We start from the raw sequence: 18,769 nt of genomic DNA on the forward strand, positions 1-18,769 counted from the left end.
TCTGGCCATGGTGGCTCTTTCCGTGGTCATGATCATCCGGGTGGTGGGGCTTATTCTCGTGATCGCCCTGTTGACCATTCCGCCGTATCTTGCGGAGAGATTCTGCATGTCCCTGAAAACGATGATGGCGTTATCGATGGTACTCAGCGCATTGTTTACGGTTGCAGGCTTGTGGTTATCGTACGCGTTCAATCTGACGTCCGGAGCGATGATTATCCTGGTGGCGGCCTCGGTTTTCGTGGTGATCGTCGGCGGCGGGAATGTGCTTTCTAGATTGAAGCGCTCGGTCTGAGGCGAGGGCGCAATTCTCGTGACGCCCGCCGTATTGCTTGGAGTCCGACAGATTCCCGTTTCAGGGAAAGTGCGGACGAACCCGTTGTCGGCAGCGGCCAACCGCCGGCGTATAGAACGAACATACGGACGGTCCTAAAGGATAGGTAGATGTGCGATCGTTGCGATTATGGAGGCTTATTGGAGAGGTCGGGGCTGGCGGTCACGCCGAATCGCTTTCAGGTGCTGAACATCATAGGAAACAGCGAGCAGCCCCTTACGGCTCGAGAAATCTTCGAAATGCTCGAACAGCCTCACCTCATGAACCGGGTCACACTGTACAGAATATTGGACACATTCGTGGAACACAAACTCGTTGCACGGATGTCCGCCGGGGACCGGTCGTTCCGGTTTGGGCCGGCGGAAAACGGCAACCATCCTTCCCACCCGCATTTTTACTGCACCAGTTGCGGCAATATGGTCTGTCTCGACCCTGATAGTTTGCACAATCTGGAGTCGGACCTGCTATCCTTTCGGGAGACGTTTCCGGCTGTGGTGGAGAACGTTGAGGTGCGGCTGGACGGCATTTGCGGGTCCTGTTTGATGCGAGCGGAAAAGGATGCGAAGCCATGAGGTCCGGGGCGCGCTGAGCTGGAGGCCGATTCTCCGATGGTCGGGAACCGCGGCTGGACTTGACGCTCGTTTATGCCGCAGGCCGGAGTGAAGGAGGGCTCGGAACGAGGGGGAGGAACCTGTCCGGAAGACGAGCGAGGACACGAACAAAGCCATGACCGAAGAGAAAGAGTCTACTTTGCGGCGACGCATTCAGGAAGTGCTTCTGACGGAAAGTTGTACGGTCCGGGACCTGTCTCAGCTCTTGCGGGCTTCGGAGAAAGAAATCCTGTCCCACCTTCCCAACGTGGCCCGAAGTGCGAGCCATTCGCATAAATTCGAAATCATTCCCGCCGAGTGCCTGGAGTGTGGGTTCACGTTCAAAAGGCGTTCGAGATTCACGGTTCCGGGGAAATGCCCTTTGTGTCGAAGTCGCAGAATCTCGCCTCCCCGGTTTCGAATTCTCTAAGAACGACCCGGCAGCCCAAATCCATGGGTTGCGCCGATGGTTTGGTCAGGATTCGGTTTTCTTGATGGAATCCAGATATTCCTCCCACTCGATGGGAAGCAAATATTTCTTTTTGGTATTGCAGGACTTGCAGGCGGGCACCAGATTGCTTTTTATGCTTTTCCCTCCTCGAACAAGAGGCACCACATGCTCCATCGTCAGTTCCGCCGGAGGAACTCTCTCGCCGCAAAAGTAACAGACTCCCCGGGCGCGTTTATTCTTCCACCACTGGCTCCTACGCAGCTCCCGTGCTTTGCTGCGTTCTCTCCTCAGGTCCGCTTCCGTAACTTCGGATACAAAAAAAGACTTTAGTTTCATGGCGAACTTCCCGATGCTTAATTCGTAAACGACAGTTGGAGATTATATACCAATGATTCCTGAAGGAAAGGGCTTGTTGAGTGAATTAATGCAAACCAGGAAAAACAACGGCTCGATCCGAGCCTGAGAGAGACCAGATGCAGACCGGGGCGGGATTAGGCCTGTCGAGACCGTTGACGGAGGGGATTGACTCAGGTTCTCTTTTTCAGTTAGTATTGCAGTGACTTGGCACTTTTCGTGCATTCGAGGAAACCGGTTCCTCCTGAACCGTAGGCGTCATTAATTGATTTAGGTTCTTCCCGACCGATCCGGGGCAGAGTCAAAATCGAGGAAAGGAACGGATCCGTGTTCTCGCCAGGTGTTATCGTTCCGGTCATCGTACTCGGGGTGAGCCTTTGCGTGCTGGCTCTTTCATTCGTTATGCACAAGAGGCGGAACCGGGAAGCCTTGGTGCAGTTGCAGAAGAAAGACGCCGAGCTTCGGAAGCTCACCAAGGATATTCAGGAGGTTGAAGAAAGCAAGACCCGGATGAGAGTCTCCTTTGAAAAATACCATAAGGATTACGTTGAAAATCTAAAGAAAGAAATTGAGGCAAGGGAAAACAAGATAACCGTTCTTCAGAGCGAGCTGGAAACGCTCAAGGACAAAGCCAAGGCAAAAGACATCGCTCACAACATACGTGTTTTGCAGTCTGAAAGGGACGCGCTGCAAACCGAATTGCAGAACGGCGAGGTTGGCGAGTCGAATCCACAAATGACGGTCAGCCTGGATCAACTCTATTCCCTCAAGAATCAAATTACACGGCTCAAAGTGGACAACTCGCGCCTTCGTTCGTTGGCTGAGGAATATAAGATCCGTTACGAAGACATGCTTCAGTTCGGTCACAAGATCAAATTGGAGAATCGGAACCTTCAAGACCAAATACAGAAGCTGATGGAAAAAATGGCTGGCCCGATACGGGTGAAACGGAAGTAAACGGCCGATTCATCGGAAACTCGGAGACTAGACGAGATGGCTCGGATTGACGGCTTTTTTAAACTGATGCATGACCAGGGGGCTTCCGACCTGCATCTGGCTTCCGGATCGCAGCCCGTATTGAGAATTCGGGGTGAGATGGAACGCGTCCGGTATAAGGTCTTCGACAACGAAGAATTGAAGGTTATGCTCTACGAAATCGCTCCGGAGCTCAAAGTCAAGGAATTCGAAGAAACGGGGGACATTGACTTTGCTTACGCCATTCCGGGGCTGGCCCGGTACCGGGCGAACTATTTTCAACAGCGAAACGGCTTAGGAGCCGTTTTTCGGGAGATTCCCAGCCGGATCATGACCATAAAGGAGCTGGGTCTCCCTCTCATCCTCGAGAAATTGGCCATGCTGCCCAGGGGGCTCGTTCTCGTCACAGGACCCACGGGCAGTGGAAAATCCACCACTCTGGCCGCCGTCATTGATTATGCCAATCGTAATCGGAAAGATCATATCATAACCATCGAAGATCCCATCGAGTTTGTTCATGCACATAAACAGTGCATTATCAATCAACGCGAGGTCGAGACGCATACGAGGAATTTTTCGGCGGCCCTCCGGGGAGCGTTGCGTGAAGACCCGGACGTTATTCTGGTGGGAGAAATGCGGGATCTTGAAACCATATCGTTGGCATTGGAGGCAGCCGAGACAGGACACCTGGTGTTCGCCACCTTGCACACGAACAGCGCCGCCAAAACCGTGGACCGCGTCATCAATGTGTTTCCGGACCATCAGCAGCCTCAGGTCAGAGCCACGCTGGCGGATTCAATACGCGGAGTGGTCTGCCAAACGCTGTTCAAGCGGCTCGATGTGAAGGGGCGCGTGGCGGCTCTCGAGATCATGATCGCCACTCCCGCCGTCCGCAATCTGGTTCGGGAGAACAAGACGTTTCAAATCCCTTCTTCCATTCAGACCGGGAGGAAGTACGGCATGGTCAGTCTGGACGACGCGATCATGGAACTGGTGCAGAAGGGATGGGTAAGCCCCAAGGACGCGTACAACAAGTGTGTGGAGAAATCCAAATTTCGCCATCTGTTTAACGGTGAGGCGGAAGATTTTACAGAGGTGTAAGTCGTGCAACGGGCTGAACTGGATTATATGCTAACGCAGATGATCGAGTCCTACAAAGGCGTGTCGGACGTATTTTTTGTAGTGGACCGACCGCCTCAAGTGGAAGCTTTCGGCGAACTGAGACCGGTCAAGCTCAACCCCTTCATTGCAAAGCTTTATCCCTTTCACACCGAATGCATTGCATTGAACCTGTTGCAGAACAGCGCCAGGCTTATGCATTCGCTTTTTCAATACGGCTCCTGTGACCTCTCGTACGCAGTTCCGCGCAAGGCTCGATTCAGAGTGAACATCTTTTCTCAACGCGGTCAGTACTCCATCGTCATGCGCAAACTGGAAAACCGCGTGCCCACCATCGAGGAACTCGAGTTGCCGGAGGTGTTCCAGACTATTGCGGAGGAACGCACGGGCATCGTCTTGTTCACCGGCGCTACGGGCACCGGAAAATCCACCTCTTTGGCGGCGCTTATCGACCATATAAACGAGCGTAAGCCTATTCATATCATAACGCTCGAGGATCCGATCGAATACGACCACCGTCACAAGAAGGCGACGATCGACCAGAGGGAACTCGGCCTGGATTTCGATACGTACGCCAGCGGTCTTCGTGCGGCGTTGCGTCAGGCCCCAAAAGTGATTCTCGTCGGGGAAATACGAGACAAAGAAACGGCGTTGTCCGCGCTCCGGGCGGCGGAAACCGGGCACCTTGTCTTAAGTACCGTCCACACCATCGATGCCGGACAGACGGTCAATCGTATCATCGGTATGTTTCAGCCGGAAGAAGAACGCGAGATCCGCATGCGTTTGTCCGATTCCATGCGATGGGTCGTAAGTCAGAGACTGTTGCCAAAAATCGGCGCCGGACGTCACGCCGTTTTCGAAATCATGCAAAACAACCTGCGAGTACAGGAGCTGGTTATGAACGGCGAAACGACGGATAGGACGTTCTATCAAATCATTACGGACGGCGAGGGACTGGGGATGCAGACATTCGAGACGGACTTGCTCCGAGCATTCCGCCAGAAACTCATAACGGAACAGACGGCGCTGTCGTATTCGGTTCATCGAGCCGTGATGCGTCAGAAAATCGACCAGGTAAAGAGCAGCCGTGGCGAAAAAACCACGGACATAGAAGACCTCAGTCTGGACCGGGAGTATGGCAAATACTAGTGAGATCAAAAAATCCCTGATCGTGGTGACGGATGAATCCAAGGCCAGAAAGATTGTCCAACAGGTTCGCATCGCCGGCTACGAGCCGGCCGTGTTGCTGACCGTGGATGAAGCGCTTAAGCTCATGGCCTTTATCAACTACGATCTGGTGGTCATGGATGAAGATGTCGCAGACAAGGACAAACGTGTTCTGGCCTATGTGCTGACCATCCCTATGCAATTGCGGCGGAAAACGCTTTTTGTGCTTATCGGAACCAAGTACGCCACCAATGATCGTCTGAATGCATTCGTGATGGGACTGGACGCGCTGATTAACTATGCAGACATCGAGCGATTGGCCGGCAATCTTCAGATGATCGAAAAAGAGCATCGTCAGTTTTACCGTTTATTTTACAATATTATAGGATAAGCATAGTTTGATGAAAACGCAGGCCTCGGAAATGTCTAAAGACTTCTGCTCGTTTCCTCGCGTGGACCTTTCCCAGATTGATCCGGATACGAGTCTCATGGGGTTGATCCCCTACACGTTGGCGAAGCGATATCAAGTGCTTCCCCTGTTCAGGCGGGATCGCGAGCTGACGCTGGCCATGAAAGACCCCTCCAAACTCAGCACCTTGAACGATCTCGAGTTCCTGACAGGTCTTCAGATCATCCCGGTGCTGGCGGATGAGGAAGAGTTAGGCATCGCCATCGAAAAAAACTATTCGTCCGTGGAAGAACATGCCTTCGATAACATGGTCGAAGACATGGACTTGATGGGCGACGGCCTCGAACCCGAAACGCTCGACACCTCCGAGCACGAGCTGGACGTCGGCAAGCTACGCGAGTCCGCCGAGGGAACCCCTGTCGTAAAACTGGTCAATATCCTCCTTTCCGAGGCGATTCGGCGCGGCGCCAGTGACATTCATCTGGAACCGTACGAGAAATCGTTTCGTATCCGAATGCGAATCGACGGCGTTCTCCAACAGATCATGACCCCACCCAAGTCGATGCAAGCTCCTGTGACGAGCCGTCTGAAAATCATGAGCAGTCTGAACATAGCCGAGCGAAGGCTTCCTCAGGACGGCCGCATGAAAGTGAAGTTTCAGGGACGGGAAATCGATTTCCGCGTATCCACCCTGCCGGGCCTCTACGGAGAAAAAGTCGTTCTCCGTCTATTGGACAAGTCCAGTCTCTCTTTGGACATGGAGACCCTGGGGTTCAACCAGCAGGAGATGGACGATTTCGGCCGAGCCATTTCCATGCCTTGGGGAATGTTGCTGGTCACCGGTCCCACCGGAAGCGGAAAATCCACTACTTTGTACGCGGCCCTGAATCATATCAGCCACGAAGGCATCAACATCATGACGGTGGAGGATCCGGTCGAGTACAATATTGACGGGGTCAATCAGTTCCAGACCTACGAAAAAATCGGGCTTAATTTCGCCCGAGTGCTCCGTTCTTTCTTGCGACAGGACCCGGACGTGATCATGGTCGGTGAAATGCGGGACCGGGAGACCGCTGAAATCGGTGTCAAAGCGGCCCTTACCGGCCATCTGGTCCTCACCACGCTCCATACCAATGACTCTCCATCGACCATCACCCGACTGATCGATATGGAAATCGAACCTTATCTGATTGCGTCGTCCGTGAATTTAGTAATGAGCCAGCGCCTTGTAAGAAAGGTCTGTCAGGAATGCAAACAGCCGACGGAGTACAATCAGGCTTATCTGAAGAATATGGGATTCAGAGAGGAAGAATTGAGCGGGATCACCCTGTATCGCGGCGCAGGATGTCCCAAGTGCAACGACTCCGGATACAAAGGAAGAATGGCCCTGTTCGAGATCATGCCCGTTCGCGGTGGTTTGATCGAACTGATATCTAAAGGCGCCTCCACCGACGAAATCAGGGACGTGGCGAGGAGGCAGGGCCTCAGAACATTACGGGAAAGCGGCATCGCCCGGATAAAGGAAGGTCTCACGAGCGTGGACGAGGTCGTTAGGGTCACCGCCGAAGTGCAGTAAGATTCGAGGGAAGGCCGTCAACGCGACTGCGTTTGCCGAGCAATCACCAAAGACATCGAACGGATAAAGAGAGGCCCCGACGGGACGCAAGCGTGCGAAACGCCTCTCTGACTCCGGCGAATGAGAGAAGCGGCGTGCAGGGTCGGGTCATCATGCATATAGACATGGATGCGTTTTACGCAGCCGTGGAGCAAGCGGACCGGCCGGAGCTCAAAGGACGGCCCGTCATCGTCGGTGGCAGTCACAGAGGGGTCGTCTGCGCTGCTTCATACGAGGCGCGAGCGTACGGCGTCCGTTCGGCAATGCCCGTGTTTCTGGCGCGGAAGAACTGCCCGAACGGAATCTTTCTTCCCGTGCGTATGGATCGATACCGGGAGGTTTCGCTTCGCGTGATGGCGGCCGTCGGAACCATTTCACCTCTAGTGGAACAGGTTTCCATCGATGAAGCTTACGTCGACATGACGGGAATGGATCGGGTGTGGAAAACACCGCTGGATGCGGCCCGTGAAACCAAACGACGGGTGAAGCAAGCAGCCGGCGTCACCTGTTCCGTGGGGATCGCCCCGCTGAAATTTCTGGCCAAGATAGCCTCGGACTTGAACAAGCCCGACGGACTGACCGTACTATCTGAAGCGGAAACCGAGGCCTTCATCTTATCCCTTGCTATCGAAAAGATGCCCGGCGTAGGCAAGAAAGGCCTGGAACGAATGAGGAACATGGGAGTTTCCCGGGCCGGAGACTTGCTGAAAATACCGGAGAAAAACCTGGTTGCCGCATTTGGCCGATACGGGGAAGATCTATTGCGCATGGCGGCGGGCGTGGACACGTCCGAAGTAGTCCCCTCTCACCGCGCAAAATCCGTCAGTGCTGAAAACACGTTCGCCTATGATTTGGCGGACCGTGATGTGCTCAAGAAATGGTTGCTTGGGCAATCCGACCGCGTGGCCCAGCGGCTCAGGAGAATAGGCCTCAAAGGTCGCACGGTGACCCTGAAGCTGAAGCGCTCGAATTTCACGATGCAAACGAGACGACAATCGCTGAGCTGCTATACGGACGAGACGAACGTGATCTATGACGCGGCGGTTTCATTGCTGGACCAGAAACCGTTGGGCGGAAACATCCGTCTCACGGGTGTCGGTGTGACCAATTTTCTTTCAGAACAAGATCCTCCTTTCTGGGAGAAGTTCGAAGAACGAGAAGAACGCGGACACGATCTGGAAGAAGCCGTGGATGATTTGAGACATCGTTATGGGAACGGGATCATCCGAAGGGCCAGCACACTGGATCTTACGTGAATGCCGGCGGATCTCCGCGAGGACTCGAGTGCCGGCGGAGGATGGGGAGCTCATCGGATCTGCTGAAAAAGCAACGCGATACGAGGATCGACATCCGGGGCGACGACACTCCGGCCTTGATCGTCGGGAACGTTCAAGCCTGTAGGCCATGCGGTCGCTTTAAGGGGCGATTAATAAACCTTCGCCGAGTCTGCGTTTTTTCCGAGAGAAGGGGTAATCGAGCGCGGGGTCGGAAACATGAGGAGGACACATGTCTAAACAAATGGGTGTCGCTGAACAGATTGCGGACACCAAAACCGGCAGGGAAGGGAAGTATCTTACCTTTACACTGTCCAGTGAAGAGTATGGACTGGAGATCCTGAAGATCAAAGAAATCATCGGAATGATGGACATCACTTACGTGCCCAAGACACCGGCGTTTGTCAAAGGGGTGATCAATCTCAGGGGTAAAGTAATTCCGGTCATCGATCTCCGTCTGAAATTTGGAATGAAAGCGAAAGAGTACGATGCGCGTACCTGTATTATCGTGGTTGAGGTGGCGGACATGAAGGGCCGTTCGCTTCAAGTAGGCATCGTAGTGGATTCGGTCTCCGAGGTGGTCAATCTCAAAGGAGAACAGATCGAGCCGCCGCCGTCCTTCGGTTCCGCGCTGGACACGGAATACATCCTGGGTATGGCGAAGGTCGACAAAAGCGTGATCATTTTGTTGGACATCGACAGAGTGCTGGCTGCTTCTGAAACCGAAACGCTCATGAGGATGGCGTGATCGGATCTCCCGATCGGATTCGAGAAGAACCGTTATCAGGATCGGATGGCTCCGTACGGGCCGATGCACCGGGCCTCAAGGACGAAGGAGCTTGAACTCGAGGGAGTGCTTCCTCCCGAACCGGCGGTATTCAACGGGAAGAACGGAAGAATCCGGCGCTCACGCATGAGCCTTTTGGGCCCGAGAACAGCCATGTACCCCTGATCGGAGTCCGGCGCGCCACCGCAATAAGAGTTGAATCGGTGGCGCGCCGAGTGCGGTAATCATTGTCAAAGCAGCAGAGGAGGGCGTTTGAGCTGCTCGTGAAGAACCGACGGGAGGATCTGCTCTCCAACCCATCGGCTCGGTTTGCATCTGTTGGAACTTTGTGCGAGCGAGGAAAGGCCTCGCGCAGGGAATGCTTATCTCCAGCAATATCCGGGTCCGCCTCCCTGACCCATGCCGTAGCCGCCCATGCCGTAACCGCCCATGCCGTAGCCGCCCATGCCGTAACCGCCCATGCCGTAACCGCCTCTCATCATGGGACCGTATCCGCGCCGGCCGCGTCCGGGAGCGTTGTCGGCTTCCAGCTTATCCAAGTCCGGTGCAATCTTCTTGGCTTCCAGGGCGTAGTCCAAGTTTTTTTCCTGGAGCTGGTCCCTCAACTGAGCCATCTCTTTCTGCAGACTCATGACTTGGTTGCGGTCCGGATTGTCACCGCTCATGAGTTCATCCAGTTTGTCTCGCTTGGTCCAGAGTTCTCTTCGGAGCTTCCGGGTTTCGTCGAAGTGTTGCTTGTCCAGCGCATCCAGCTTGGCTTCCTGCTCTTCGGTGAGGGATTGCCGGTCGGAATTCGCCCAACAGGCGCCGGGTCCGTAAGCTCCACCGCCACCCCGATTGAAGCCGGGCCCCCAAGAGAAGGCCATGATGCTGGTGGCGCCTACCACTGCCACAACCAAGCCGATCATCATAAGTTTTTTCATGTTGTCCTCCTTGTTTGTATGGTTTTTTTCCGTTTTCAATTGTGTTTGGCATTACAGATATTCAAGGTTTGTGCCAAGCGAGGCAAACGGAGGCAAGTATTGAGTAATTATCTGATTTTAGTGCTAAAAAAGGTTTACCTCAGAATATTCAGCGTTTGAAAATGCAGGAATCGATATCCCGGATGCATAAATTTTATGCAGTGGGAGGGCTGGATCGAATCTTTTTTTCGCATATGGGGGCAAGCCATGCTTTTCCGGATGAAGAGAGCCTGCGGTCGGCCCGAATGAAGGAAGGACATGGCTCGTTGTCCCCTGCTGACTGAGGCTGGACCGCATTCGGCATGCGCCGTGACCCAGCGCCTTTTCCGCCTGCTGTTGTATTCGTTGGAGGTTCGTGGTAATGGACAGGCATGGTTCGGATCGGTCAGAAACAGACTGCTGGAGGTGAAGGTATGGACTTGAAGGAATATTTCGATTCGGCAGAAGGCACCGGCGTCCTGGCCACCGCGGATGCGGAGGGAAAAGTGGACGTCGCCGTCTTCGCCAGACCTCATGTAATGGAGGATGGGACCCTGGCTTTCATCATGCGTGATCGTTTATCCCACAGCAATGTGATGGCCAATCCCAGTGCGGCGTTTCTTTTTGTGGAAGAGGGACCCGGTTATCGGGGTAAGCGGTTTTACCTGACGAAAACGGGAGAGGAACAGGATACGGCGTTCATCGAGTCTTTGCGCAGAAGATCTTACCTCTCGGACAGGGAAACCGATTCGGGTCCCGTCTTTCTGGTGCGCTTCAAGGTGGATAAAATTCTGCCTGCCGTGGGGACCGAATCCTGATCGATCGATGCTTCCGCCGGAATTTCGCACTTGCTGAACCGGTGGGGTTGTAAGCCGCACCAACAGCGGTCCGGATCGTCGAAAACAAGCGAGCCGGTCCTGGTCCGGGGGGAGCCGTAACGGACCAGTCTCCAAAGGCTCATCCGATCAATGCAAAGTAGGACCGTCGGGGTCCTTTCCGATCGACCCGGATTCCGGGGTTCGTAAACGGCCTTTCCGAGAAAGAGAGTCGCCGTACCCCTTGGCGCTACGGGGTCCGGTCCGAACACGGAGAGCCCGCCTTCGGGTGAACCAGGTCAGCAGGGCCGCCGCTCCTATCTGCAGGTACCCGTAAGAAGCGTCGTCGATGAGTTCGGGAGTAAGAAACACGGTCACCGCGATCAGGGCCGCGAGATATACGAAGAAATAGCCGGCCGTGCGCCTGCCGTCCCAGTTTGTAAGCTGAACGTGCATACGAAGCGGTGTAGTGCGTCGCATGGCTTTACCGCCTGTCCAAAGGTTTAAGACAATCAAAAAACCACTGTTTGAACGGCAGGAACGGGTCCGGGAAGTCGTCCATCTCTTCCCTGGTATATAACCGCATCCCTTGCCTGCAGTCCGCCACGTGATATAGGGCCTTCAGGTCTCTTCCTCCCGTATCGTCCCGCGCCCCGGTGCGCACGATCACATCGGCCAGCTTTTTGCCGCAATCCTGCACGAGACAGCGCTTGTCGCCCCGCCGATAGAAGTCGAATACACCCTCGAAAAACGGCGACGTTCCGACGATGTGGAGAAGGGAATCCTCGTTGATGTTGCCCGCGCTGAAGTGCATCTGAGCGCACGGTTCCACCATGCCCGAGGGTGTCACGTTGAGGGATACGCCCGAGGAAGCCAGGCATCCCACCACAGCATAATCGTTGAACATGTCCGCGGCCAGGACCGGGTATTCCCGGCGAATTTCGTTAATACGGCGCCACAGTCCGTACCTCTGATCCCCATCCAGCATGAGGTCCACGTTGGCGAAATCCCCATAGGGTTGGAACCAGAAGTACCACATGTACAGGACGCCGTTCCGGATCATCTCCTTCACGAACGTATCCGAACAGACCACGTCGATATTCTTGGGTGTGACCGTGACGCCCACCCCAAAAGGGACACCCTCGCGCCGAAGCCGCGCCATGGCTTGAAGGGCGTTGCGATAGGCGCCTTGACCGCGTCGCCAGTCGGTCTCCTGTTGCAGTCCTTCCAGGCTGATCATGACCTGGACGTTCCCCGCATGCTTGAGATGGCGGGCCTTTTCATCCGTGATCAGGCTGCCGTTGGTGTAGACCTGGAAATACCGGTCCGGATGCTCGTAAAAGATATCGATGATATGCGGATAAATAAACGGCTCCCCTCCGAGCAGCGTATAGTAGGTGCACCCGTATTTCTTGCCTTCCGCCAGCAGCCGTTTGATGCATTCAAAATCCAGTTCCTCGTTCTTGGTCCAGCCTTCCGCATAGCACCCTTTGCAGCGATAGTTGCAGCGGGTGGTGAGACTGAGCTGCAATAGGGCCGGATAATGGATCTTCTTCCGGTGCATCCGGACCCTCAACCGGCGTCCTTCAATAAGCCAGATACGAAGCACGTTCCACACGAACGTGCCGAAGGGGTTCGGGTGAACCTGCTTGATGAAACGCCGCAGAAAAATGAGGAGAGGGATGTCGTGATCTTCAGCGAGAGCGTCGGTCCAGAGCTTCAGGCCTTGACCGTAGCCGCCGGGAAGGAATTCCGACAAGGCGCGACCCCAGCGCTTCTGCACGCGGGAGGGCAGGTTCAGGTAGAACAGATGAGAGTAATACAATACATAATTACGGACGAGTGTCCACATGGTTTGAGATTCCTTGTTCTATCGGGCGCTCACGGATCCGGCGCGGCCTCCGGTCCGGCCGGGCCGGATCCGCGATCTCTCACGATTTCTTTCGATTACGCCGTGAAAGAATTGCACAATTGGGCCTGTTGGCCCGCTTTGTGGGAAAAAGGTGTTATTGAAGCCAATGGCCCAGGGTCAACTTGTTCATGCCCAGATGATCTCTGGGTACATTGGACTTGATCCACTCCAGGGTCCGCTTTTTGGACAGCATGCGAACCAAGGTCTCCTCGCCGATGTTCCCCAAACGGAACTGCTGCTGGTTCGCGATCAGATGAATGTCTCCGGTGGGGTCGATTTCCATGCAATGCTGCTTGAAGTCATAAAAATTGCCCAGGTTTGTGCTGTTGAATCCCCTCATGTAGTCCAGGCACACGGAGCGGGCCCCCTGTAACGTGCTTTGAAATTCACAGATCTGTTTTCCCACGGCCTTTTCCTGTCGGTCATTCAGAGAGTAGCGGTCGTCGAAGCCGATGTAGGGGGAGTAGCAGTAGAAAGTGGCGCCCCGGTCGTACACTTGCCGTTTGATGAACTTCATATCCATGACCTCGTCGAAATTGGCTCCACTGACCGGAACAATGACCCCAAACGGCTTCTTGTGCTTCTTGAGCAGGCGGATGGCCCTTTCGGCAATGTCGTAAGCGCCCGGCCGCCGCATGTGGGCCATGGTATCCGGACCTCCTTCAATGGTGACAAACAACAACAGATTGTGCACCTTTGAGATCTCTTCGATATGGTCGGGCACGAACTGTCCATTGGTTCCGCTGACAAAAAACAGATGTTTGTGTTTTTTCACCATGTCCAGGAAGTAGGGCCACATGAGCGGTTCGCCCACATAAGAACCGATGAGGGGGTACCCGAAGCGGGCGATCTCGGTCAGGTACTTGTCCGCGAGTTTGAAGGGTAAGATCGTTTCCACGTTCTTCTTGAAGTAGGACTTCTGCGGGCAGATTTTGCATCGGTAACTGCAACTGATCTGGATCGTCCATCCCACGTGAAGAAAGTAGTCCAGGCGAAGGAGTTGAGAGATCTCCACTCGCTTACGGAGCCCCACGACCTGCCACAGGAAAGCGTTCCAGGATTCCCTGGGAAACCTGGGGACGCTGGTGAGGGCGTTCAAAGCCAGGTTGATGAGTCCCCGGTATTTATAATATCTCAGCTCGTCCGGCGAGAACAACGATTGTAGCACCCGCCACACAAAATACGAGGTGCCTAGTTTCAGATCTTCCCGGAAGGGTCGTTCGACAATAGCAGTAAGCTTTCGTTCCATCTTTTCATCGATCTCGTCGGATGGCGGAGAGATCGGATGAGTCGAAAGGTCCGGGATCGAAGAGCCGAGGGCTTCATGGGACTCCCGATCCGGTGAGCGTTTGCTCGCGATTGAAGTTGGCATCTATAGTAGTTCCTTTACGTGTAAATGAGAGTCGCACGAGAGCTCGGGTATGTCGCGGGACCGGTTCCGGGAGCGCCGGAACGGTTGGGCTCCGGCGCCCTATGGTCTCTTTCTTATCGAAGCCGACGTCGTACCCGCTGTCCGCGGCCTGACAGCGAACGGCCCCGGGCGACCGACACGGTCAGGTGCGGCGCCCAGTGTACGAAATCGCGGTGGTCTTAGCCAGGCAAAAGGCAAGCCGGAGAATCGGAAACGCTTTCGGCGGCATTCCTCAGCTTGATCCCAAAACGATGCATTTGAAAAGCCGGTACGGCTCTGATACATTTCAGTTGCCATACACCTTTGATGGGAGCGTCCCGAGCCGTGAGTTCCTCGTTTCTTTTACTTGAAAATGTAACCAAAATCTATAGAAGCGGTCAAGTGGAACAGCGTGCTGTTCAAGAAGTGACCCTGGAACTGGACCGCGGTCAATTCCTGGGAATCATGGGGCCCAGCGGCTGCGGAAAATCCACGCTTCTCAACCTGATCGGAGGACTGGATGACCCCACCAGCGGCCGGATCCTGCTCGACGGTCGGGATTTTTCGAGTATGAGCGATGAGGAAATCACATTACTGCGAAGGGACCGCATCGGCATGGTATTCCAGTTCTTCAATCTGTTGCCGCACCTCACCGCTCTCGAGAACGCCGCGTTGCCGTTGTACATGGTGGGCGCGCCGATCGGAGAGGCCGACGAGAAAGCTCGAGAGCTGCTCGATTTCGTCGGCCTGGCCCCATGGGAACGACACCTGCCCAGTCAGCTGTCCGGCGGGCAGCAACAGCGCGTCGCCATAGCGCGCAGCCTGGTGAGGGGTCCCGAACTCCTGCTGGCGGACGAACCGACGGGCAATCTGGATTCGGAAAACAGTCGGGAGGTCATGCGTCTTTTCGAGCGTGTCTGTTCCGAGAGCCGTCTAACGATTATTTTGGTGACCCACCAGGAGCAGGTGGTTTCCTCGGCGGACCGGGTGGTCCGAATGCGAGACGGCATGGTGCTGTGAGGAATACAGTCGCAATGAAGGGGACCCGCTTCAATGCCTTCAAGAACCTGCTACGGTTCGTAATTCTTGGCGACTTCTCCGCAAACAAGCTGAAATACATCCTAACCATAACGGGCATCGCTCTCGGCATAGGGATCTTTGTCGCTGTAGAGACGGCCCACGACACCATCAAGCAGAGCTTTCGGCAGACCAGTGGCTACGTTTCCGGGACACCCGACCTGCAAGTGGCGGCCGGCCAGTTCAGTTTCGATGAAGAGATCCTTCGACGTGTCGAGGCAAACCCCATGGTCGCCCGAATCTCTTGATGGATCCTCAAAGCCTGATTTTGAACGAGGCGTTTGCCCTGGAAAACGGATGGAGCCTCGGCATGAACGTACGGGTTCAGTATCAGGACCGGATCGTGGATTTCGTCATCAAAGGATTGACGCCCAGCCCTTCTCGGGCCCCCGGCGCGAACTCCTTTGGCGTTGTGGACATTGCCTGGGCTCAGCTTCTCTTCGGCAAGTTGGGTCGCCTGGATCGCTTGGACGTGACGCTTCGACCAGGCGTGGACCGGCTCGAAGCCGAGCGGGAGCTTAACCGGGTGTTGCCTCCCCGGGTGACCGCTTTTTCTCCCGAGACCAGCGGAATGCTCATGATGGGTCTGGTGTCCTCGTTTCAGCTCAACATCACCGCCCTCAGTCTGATCTCCCTGCTGGTCGGCATGTTCCTGATCTACAACACCATCTTCATCTCCTCCATCCGGAAGCGAAGGCAGATCGGTATCCTTCGAGCGCTGGGGGTCACGCGTAAAGGGATCTTCTGGATTTTCACCGCCGAAAGCCTGTTCTATGGAACGGCCGGAGGTTTCGCAGGCATCTGGCTTGGTTACCTGCTGTCCTATCTTACCGTGGATTCCATGGCGACCACCGTCAACATGTTGTATGCGCAGGTGGACGCCTCCCAGGTGCGGTTGTCTCCCCGCATCATGCTCATGGGCATGATTATGGGGCTCGTGGCGGCTTTCCTTTCGTCGCTGGTTCCCGCCCTCGAGGCCGCCCGTACGAGTCAGGCGGAAACCCTCAAAATGGGGTCCTACGAAATCCGCTTCGGGGAGACTCACCGGAAGCTGTTCCTCCCGGGCATTCTGCTCTTGGGGATTTCGGTGGCGCTGGCCCTTCAAAAGCCGGTCTGGGGAATCCCGCTCTTCGGCTATCTGGCCACCATGACCATTATGTTCGGCATGGCATTGATTACGCCTTTTCTGGCGGCGCCCCTGAGCGAGCTGATACATACGACCATAACCCGTTTTTGGGGGGCTGAAGGTTTTCTGGCGCATAAAAACCTGCTGCGGAACCTGGGGCGATCCTCGGTAATCCTTTGCGCCATCATGGTGAGTTTAGGCATGACGGTAAGTTTTGTTTTTATGATTCACAGCTTCCGTACTTCGCTGGCCGGCCTCATCGACCAGGTGGTCCGGTTCCAGTACTATGTGGCGGATCGACACCGGCTGGAACGGGGCGTTCCCGTTCCTCTGCCGAAGCGATTGACCGGCGAGATTGCAGGCATCGAGGGCGTCAGTGCGGTCGAAGGATACAGTCTGGTAAATCAGCCTTATGGGGATCGCGGCATCGTTCTTATGAGCGCAAATCTGAACATATACCGTACATACGATCAGATCCGGTTTCTGACAGGCGATCCCGCCGAAATCTATGAAAACGCGATCCGGGGCGGCATTCTGATATCAGAGGCCCTGGCCGCGCGCAACGGATTGCGCGCAGGGGACACCATGACGCTCATCACGCCATCGGGTCCCGCGGGATTTCGTGTTGCGGGCGTGTTCTACAATTACCAGTTTGACAGGGGAATGGCGTACCTTCACCGGCCCCTGTTCGAACGGTACTACCCGCGGGACGAGTTGACCGGCATCTACGTGTACGTGGACGATCCCGGCGCAAGAGCGCGGGTGAGGGAACGCCTCGAAAAAGGACCGGCGGACCGTTACGATCTGGTCATCGTGTTGCAGCGGCAGCTCAAGGAGTACATCATGGAGGCTTTCGACCAGACCTTCGCCATTACCTACGCTCTGCAGATCATCGCCATTGTGGTCGCCGTTCTGGCCATTGTGAACACGTTTTCCGCGGCCATCTTGGAAAGACAGCGAGAAATCGGTATACTCAGATGCATGGGCTTTGTTCGATCCCAAATCCGGAAAATGGTGCTCATCGAGGCGGGAGTGATCGGAGGAATCGGTTGTCTGTTCGGGCTGGCGAACGGACTGATGCTGGCCCTGGTGCTCATCTACGTCATCAACAAGCAGTCCTTCGGATGGAGCATACAATTTCAGACGCCGCTGGCCTCTTTGGCGTGGGCCACGCTCCTCGTGTTCGTAACGACGCTGCTGGCCGGTGTATTCCCCGCCGGATGGGCGGCCCGCACGAACCTCAGAGAAGCGTTCCGGTATGAATAAGATGGTTCGTCGACGTTTCACGGGCATGGCGGTCACGCTTCTGGTCCTGTTGACGGTTGCCGGGGCTCCGGCCTACGCACGGGAATTCTCGGCGGTGACACCCGGCTATGCATTCGAATTTCCGAAGGATCACTTTTCCCATGAGAACTACCGCATCGAGTGGTGGTACTTCACCGGCAACGTCAACAGCGGCGGAAGGAAGTTCGGATTCGAACTGACCTTCTTCCGGTTCGGATTCAACGAGCCGGCCGTCATGTCCAATCCTTCCGCTTGGGCTCCCAAAGACCTCTATCCGGCCCATTTCGCCATATCGGACATCGAAAACAAAACCTTTTTCTACGCGGAGAGCATCCGTCGCGCCGCTTTGGGCAGGGCCGGGGCGGATCCGGAAACCCGGTCGGTGCACAACGGTTCCTGGGAATGGAGATGGGGGCCCGAGTGGATCCTTCGCGCGGGAGAGGGCGATCATGCCATCGATCTGAGGCTGAAACCGTTAAAGGGCGTGGTGCTCCACGGCGACGGGGGATACTCTCCCAAAGGGGAAAGCCCGGAGGAAGCGTCGTACTACTATTCCTTCACCCGGTTGGAAACCGCCGGGACTCTGCGGATCGGAGGGCGGACGTTCCAGGTGAACGGGCTCTCCTGGATGGATCACGAGTTTACGAGCCGGCTTTTGAATCCTCGGAATCAGGAAGGGTGGGACTGGTTCAGTATTCAGCTCGATAACAACATTGAAATTATGCTATACTTATTAAGGTATAGAGATAGCTCCAAGGTTGCCTTTGGCGCAGGCACGCTGGTGCACCCGGACGGTTCATGGACCGTTTTGAAGCGAAGCGGCTTCGAGATCACGCCCGAATCCTTCTGGCGCAGCGACAAAAGCGGGGGCAGGTATCCGGTGTCGTGGAGGATCAGGATTCCGGATTACGGCATCGACCTGAAAATTAAGGCGGCATTTTCGGACCAGGAACTCATCACGACTCGGAGTACGGGCGTTACCTATTGGGAAGGAAGTGTGACCGCCGTCGGCCGGTTTCAGGAACAGGCCGTTAAGGGGAGCGGCTACGCGGAAATGACCGGGTACGCCGGTGCGATGAAAATGGGTTTGGGGCAGGAGCCTTGAGCCGGGCGGACGCCCGACGATAGAAGCACGTAACGTTTAGTGACAAC

General features: G+C 55.3%; 19 protein-coding genes and 1 pseudogene (1 of these 20 cut by a window edge). 15 read left to right on the top strand and 5 right to left on the bottom strand.

What is annotated here, in order from left to right; translation table 11 throughout:
• The 3 genes and pseudogenes from HY788_05270 to HY788_05280 all read left to right on the top strand — a co-directional run.
• Positions 1-292 (top strand): annotated as a pseudogene (locus HY788_05270) (metal ABC transporter permease) (it extends 439 nt beyond the left edge of the window).
• A 149-nt stretch (positions 293-441) separates the two neighbouring features.
• Positions 442-903 (top strand): transcriptional repressor, encoded by a 462-nt coding sequence (locus HY788_05275; GenBank protein ID MBI4773582.1) that lies wholly within the window; start codon positions 442-444, stop codon positions 901-903.
• A gap of 154 nt (positions 904-1,057) precedes the next feature.
• Positions 1,058-1,351 carry a transcriptional regulator gene (locus HY788_05280; protein MBI4773583.1) on the top strand — a complete coding sequence of 98 codons (294 nt, stop codon included), beginning with the start codon at positions 1,058-1,060 and terminating at the stop codon, positions 1,349-1,351.
• A gap of 45 nt (positions 1,352-1,396) precedes the next feature.
• On the opposite strand, the gene HY788_05285 is transcribed toward HY788_05280, so the two are convergent.
• Entirely contained in the window at positions 1,397-1,708 is a 312-nt protein-coding gene (locus tag HY788_05285; GenBank protein ID MBI4773584.1) for an HNH endonuclease, read from the bottom strand.
• 345 nt (positions 1,709-2,053) lie between these two features.
• On the opposite strand from HY788_05285, the gene HY788_05290 reads away from it, so the two are divergent.
• The 7 genes from HY788_05290 (at position 2,054) to HY788_05320 (ending at position 9,033) form a co-directional block, all read left to right on the top strand.
• Positions 2,054-2,683, top strand: a complete 630-nt coding sequence (locus HY788_05290) for a hypothetical protein (GenBank protein MBI4773585.1) — start codon at positions 2,054-2,056, stop codon at positions 2,681-2,683.
• 36 nt (positions 2,684-2,719) lie between these two features.
• Positions 2,720-3,802 (top strand): type IV pilus twitching motility protein PilT, encoded by a 1,083-nt coding sequence (locus tag HY788_05295; protein ID MBI4773586.1) that lies wholly within the window; start codon positions 2,720-2,722, stop codon positions 3,800-3,802.
• A gap of 3 nt (positions 3,803-3,805) precedes the next feature.
• On the top strand, positions 3,806-4,969 hold the full coding sequence (locus tag HY788_05300; protein MBI4773587.1) for a PilT/PilU family type 4a pilus ATPase: 1,164 nt from the start codon (positions 3,806-3,808) through the stop codon (positions 4,967-4,969).
• On the top strand, positions 4,956-5,378 hold the full coding sequence (locus HY788_05305; protein ID MBI4773588.1) for a hypothetical protein: 423 nt from the start codon (positions 4,956-4,958) through the stop codon (positions 5,376-5,378). The genes HY788_05300 and HY788_05305 overlap by 14 nt, the downstream gene beginning before the upstream one ends.
• Positions 5,379-5,385: 7 nt before the next feature.
• Complete coding sequence (gene pilB / locus HY788_05310; protein ID MBI4773589.1) at positions 5,386-6,972, top strand: type IV-A pilus assembly ATPase PilB; 1,587 nt, start codon at positions 5,386-5,388, stop codon at positions 6,970-6,972.
• A gap of 152 nt (positions 6,973-7,124) precedes the next feature.
• Entirely contained in the window at positions 7,125-8,267 is a 1,143-nt protein-coding gene (locus HY788_05315; GenBank protein ID MBI4773590.1) for a DNA polymerase IV, read from the top strand.
• Positions 8,268-8,517: 250 nt separating this feature from the next.
• Positions 8,518-9,033, top strand: coding sequence for a purine-binding chemotaxis protein CheW (locus HY788_05320; protein MBI4773591.1), 516 nt, complete (start codon positions 8,518-8,520; stop codon positions 9,031-9,033).
• 401 nt (positions 9,034-9,434) lie between these two features.
• On the opposite strand, the gene HY788_05325 is transcribed toward HY788_05320, so the two are convergent.
• Positions 9,435-9,995: a periplasmic heavy metal sensor gene (locus tag HY788_05325; GenBank protein ID MBI4773592.1), complete on the bottom strand. Its 561-nt coding sequence runs from the start codon at positions 9,993-9,995 to the stop codon at positions 9,435-9,437.
• 452 nt (positions 9,996-10,447) lie between these two features.
• On the opposite strand from HY788_05325, the gene HY788_05330 reads away from it, so the two are divergent.
• Entirely contained in the window at positions 10,448-10,831 is a 384-nt protein-coding gene (locus HY788_05330) for a pyridoxamine 5'-phosphate oxidase family protein (GenBank protein MBI4773593.1), read from the top strand.
• Positions 10,832-10,978: 147 nt separating this feature from the next.
• Here the strand turns inward: HY788_05330 and HY788_05335 are convergent, their stop codons facing one another.
• From HY788_05335 to HY788_05345, 3 genes are all read right to left on the bottom strand, one after another.
• On the bottom strand, positions 10,979-11,308 hold the full coding sequence (locus HY788_05335; protein ID MBI4773594.1) for a hypothetical protein: 330 nt from the start codon (positions 11,306-11,308) through the stop codon (positions 10,979-10,981).
• Between the two features lie 4 nt (positions 11,309-11,312).
• Positions 11,313-12,680 (bottom strand): radical SAM protein, encoded by a 1,368-nt coding sequence (locus tag HY788_05340; protein ID MBI4773595.1) that lies wholly within the window; start codon positions 12,678-12,680, stop codon positions 11,313-11,315.
• A gap of 154 nt (positions 12,681-12,834) precedes the next feature.
• The gene (locus HY788_05345) at positions 12,835-14,112 is read right to left on the bottom strand and encodes a radical SAM protein (protein ID MBI4773596.1); all 1,278 of its coding nucleotides are present in this window, start codon (positions 14,110-14,112) and stop codon (positions 12,835-12,837) included.
• A 345-nt stretch (positions 14,113-14,457) separates the two neighbouring features.
• Between HY788_05345 and HY788_05350 the strand changes: the two genes are divergently transcribed.
• The 4 genes from HY788_05350 to HY788_05365 are packed head-to-tail and all read left to right on the top strand — an operon-like array spanning position 14,458 to position 18,722.
• Positions 14,458-15,150 (top strand): ABC transporter ATP-binding protein, encoded by a 693-nt coding sequence (locus HY788_05350; protein MBI4773597.1) that lies wholly within the window; start codon positions 14,458-14,460, stop codon positions 15,148-15,150.
• A gap of 14 nt (positions 15,151-15,164) precedes the next feature.
• On the top strand, positions 15,165-15,455 hold the full coding sequence (locus tag HY788_05355; protein MBI4773598.1) for a hypothetical protein: 291 nt from the start codon (positions 15,165-15,167) through the stop codon (positions 15,453-15,455).
• A complete protein-coding gene (locus tag HY788_05360) occupies positions 15,455-17,599 on the top strand; it encodes an FtsX-like permease family protein (protein ID MBI4773599.1) in 2,145 nt (714 codons plus the stop codon). Before HY788_05355 ends, HY788_05360 begins: the two co-directional genes overlap by 1 nt.
• The gene (locus HY788_05365; protein ID MBI4773600.1) at positions 17,592-18,722 is read left to right on the top strand and encodes a carotenoid 1,2-hydratase; all 1,131 of its coding nucleotides are present in this window, start codon (positions 17,592-17,594) and stop codon (positions 18,720-18,722) included. Before HY788_05360 ends, HY788_05365 begins: the two co-directional genes overlap by 8 nt.
• The last annotated feature ends 47 nt before the right edge of the window (positions 18,723-18,769 follow it).

Source organism: Deltaproteobacteria bacterium, from assembly GCA_016208165.1.
Taxonomy (GTDB): Bacteria; Desulfobacterota; Desulfarculia; order JACQYL01; family JACQYL01; genus JACQYL01.